The 2,581-nt window shown below is 38.0% G+C and carries 3 protein-coding genes; 1 reads left to right on the top strand and 2 read right to left on the bottom strand.

Annotation, left to right across the window (positions count from 1 at the left end; all coding sequences use genetic code 11):
* Nucleotides 1–166: DUF1456 family protein (locus tag RM529_RS16830; protein ID WP_311485914.1), on the bottom strand; the 166-nt coding region annotated here is incomplete at its 3' end.
* Nucleotides 167–643: 477 nt separating this feature from the next.
* Between RM529_RS16830 and RM529_RS16825 the strand changes: the two genes are divergently transcribed.
* Nucleotides 644–1,087 carry an Hsp20/alpha crystallin family protein gene (locus RM529_RS16825; RefSeq protein ID WP_311485913.1) on the top strand — a complete coding sequence of 148 codons (444 nt, stop codon included), beginning with the start codon at nucleotides 644–646 and terminating at the stop codon, nucleotides 1,085–1,087.
* 103 nt (nucleotides 1,088–1,190) lie between these two features.
* On the opposite strand, the gene RM529_RS16820 is transcribed toward RM529_RS16825, so the two are convergent.
* Nucleotides 1,191–2,417 carry a phage tail-like protein gene (locus RM529_RS16820; RefSeq protein ID WP_311485912.1) on the bottom strand — a complete coding sequence of 409 codons (1,227 nt, stop codon included), beginning with the start codon at nucleotides 2,415–2,417 and terminating at the stop codon, nucleotides 1,191–1,193.
* Nucleotides 2,418–2,581 lie beyond the last annotated feature (164 nt).

The following is a 2,581-nucleotide window of genomic DNA, read 5'->3' as shown; positions in this document are numbered from 1 at the left end:
CGCCGCATTCCACGTACTTGGGATGATCTTCTTTTCTGAAAATAGCTCCCAATTCACTTTTTGTAACTTTAAAATCCACGAGGGCGCAAATTTGCACAATATCGTCATCACGAAATTTGTGAGCTACCCTTAATTTTTTAAAAATGTCATTATTTGTTAGTCCCATGCTGCAAATTTAATTTATTCTTTTCCGAAATGGGGAAATATTGTTCTGGTTTTTAAATTTCAAATTAAATTTCACGATTTAGGAGTTTCATTTTAAAGAGCAACCTTAAAAATGCCAGTTATTGACCTTTTGAAGTACGAGGTGAGAAGTTAGAAGTACGAAAATTCCTTTTTCTCTTTTCTTTATCTGAGGATTGCCTTGAAAATGGCAGTTATCTACATTTTAAATACGAGGTGAGAAGTGGGAAGTACGAAAATTTTCTCTCTTTCTTTCCTCTCTCATCTTTTAAAGTAATGCCTCAAAAACGACAATTATCGACTTATAGAAAGCTTCAACATCGATTAACGATATATTATCTGCCTAAATGACAGGTATAATTGAGCTAAATGCGACACAATGGCTTGTTTTTAGGTTTGGAATCTGAATTGCTAATAAATCTATGAAAAATTAAAAGTACAACCTTAAAAAATAAAAATCATGAGTTTAATTAAAACAAACGATGCCAACTGGCTGCCATCAGTTTTTGACGATATGTTTAAAACTGATTGGTTAGGAGGAACTACTAACGTAAACAGTATTGGAACCAGCATTCCTGCAGTGAACATCGGGGAAGATGAAGATGGTTTTGCTGTATCTGTAGCCGCTCCCGGAAAGAAGAAGGAAGATTTCAATATCGAATTAGATAATGATGTTCTTACTATTTCTTCTGAAGAGAAGAAGGAAAAAGAATCTTCTGAAAAACAAGGAAGATATACCCGAAGAGAGTTTAGTTACAGCACTTTTAAAAGAGCTTTTAGTTTACCGGAATCTGTAGATAGCGGTAAGATTTCTGCCTCTTACAATGATGGGGTTCTTGAAATTGCTCTTCCTAAACGTGAGGAAGCTAAGGTACAGGCCAAGCGTTTAATCGAAATTTCTTAAGATTTGTTGGTCTTGAATTACTGAAAAAAAGCACCTAATCGGGTGCTTTTTTTATTTTTCAAACCTGCCCTGTTCCGAAAATGATACTAAGTACTTGTTGAATTTACTGATTGAAAAGCAGTATCCACCTATTTCCGGCACTTTGGATTTCGTAAGTTTTTCCTCCCTGAATTGTGGTTACCGTGTTATTAGTAGAAATGTCGAGCAGGTTATCACTTCCCAGGAAGATCAGGTTTTTAACTCCTGTTCCCGGCCACCCGGATAGCACGATCTTTCTCCCTTTATTTTCTGAAGCTCTTGGAATTACGATTCCCGATACCTGATTATTTATTCTTAGGGTGCCGGCTTCTTCGCCAATTACGTAATCTCCCGTAGTACTTTCAGTGGAAATATAATTGGAAAAATTTGAATGTTTCCAGCTTACTACACCACTTTTGTCTGTAACCAAGACCTGATTTTCCAGTCCTCTGCTATCGGGTAACGAGTAGTCTGTTTCGGGAGTGGCGCCAATTCCCACTCTCCCTGCAAAATAACCGGCAAAAACATTTGCATTGCGGTCACCATAAGCTACGCTATAAATTCCGTAGATGTTTCCTACTCCCTGAGTACTTCCAACTTCATTGTAAATTCCGTAATTGTTGCTTCTTGCTCCAAAGGTGCGACCAATCCGGTTGTAAATTCCGTAGATGTCGTTGGTGCCAGAATTTTGGTAGGTTTCATTAAAGATTCCGTAGTGAATTCCTGTACCGCTTCCACCTACATTAGATTTTATTCCGTATTTAATGCCATTGGTAGAGCTTCTGTTGTCACTTACAATACCGTAGGTCGCAAGGTTATCTGTGGCCGAATTATTATTATCGATCTCCAGAGGTTTCTTGATGTTCAAATCTTTTCCGGAGGGAATGGCGATCTGTAGTTTAGAGGAAATCTGGCTGGTACCAATCCCAATATTTCCTTCACGGAAAACGGCATCTGTAATATTGCCAGCGCTGGTAGTGGTACCGGTTTTATAAAAGTCTGATGACATAGAGCCTGTACTACCGGCCAATGTTTTCCAGCTGCCGGAATCGACGTTCCAGTAATAAAATCCAGACGGAAAGCCGGGAATATTCTTATTCAGAAAAACCAACAATCCGTTTTGATCGTGTCCCGGATTGGTAGCCGGAAATCTTTCGATCCTGGGAATAAGGATGCCATCTATGGGATTTGGACTTGCATTATTTGAAGCAACAATATCTAATTGTGCTTTTGGTGTGGTGGTACCAATTCCCACCTGGGCAAACAGCAAACAAGGGAAAATAATTAACAACAGTAAAAAAGAAGTCTTCATAAAGTGATGGATTTAGCATACACTTCAGTTAAGTTTAGGGAAAGGGCAGATCAAGATAAATTAATAATTTAATATTCAGCGCTTTACTTAAAAATAAATTTTAATCCTTGTCTTTTACCTTTTCCTGTAACATTTTAATTTCGTCCCGAAGACGGGCAGCTTCC

This window comes from Autumnicola edwardsiae, from assembly GCF_031846505.1.
In the GTDB taxonomy this organism is placed as follows: domain Bacteria; phylum Bacteroidota; class Bacteroidia; order Flavobacteriales; family Flavobacteriaceae; genus Autumnicola; species Autumnicola edwardsiae.
This window is presented reverse-complemented; position numbering and strand designations above follow the sequence as displayed.

Bases quoted from the DNA above. Each gene is read 5' to 3' on its own strand.
- RM529_RS16825 (WP_311485913.1), top strand. From the start codon at position 644: ATGAGTTTAATTAAAACAAACGATGCCAACTGGCTGCCATCAGTTTTT.
- RM529_RS16820 (WP_311485912.1), bottom strand. From the start codon at position 2,417: ATGAAGACTTCTTTTTTACTGTTGTTAATTATTTTCCCTTGTTTGCTG.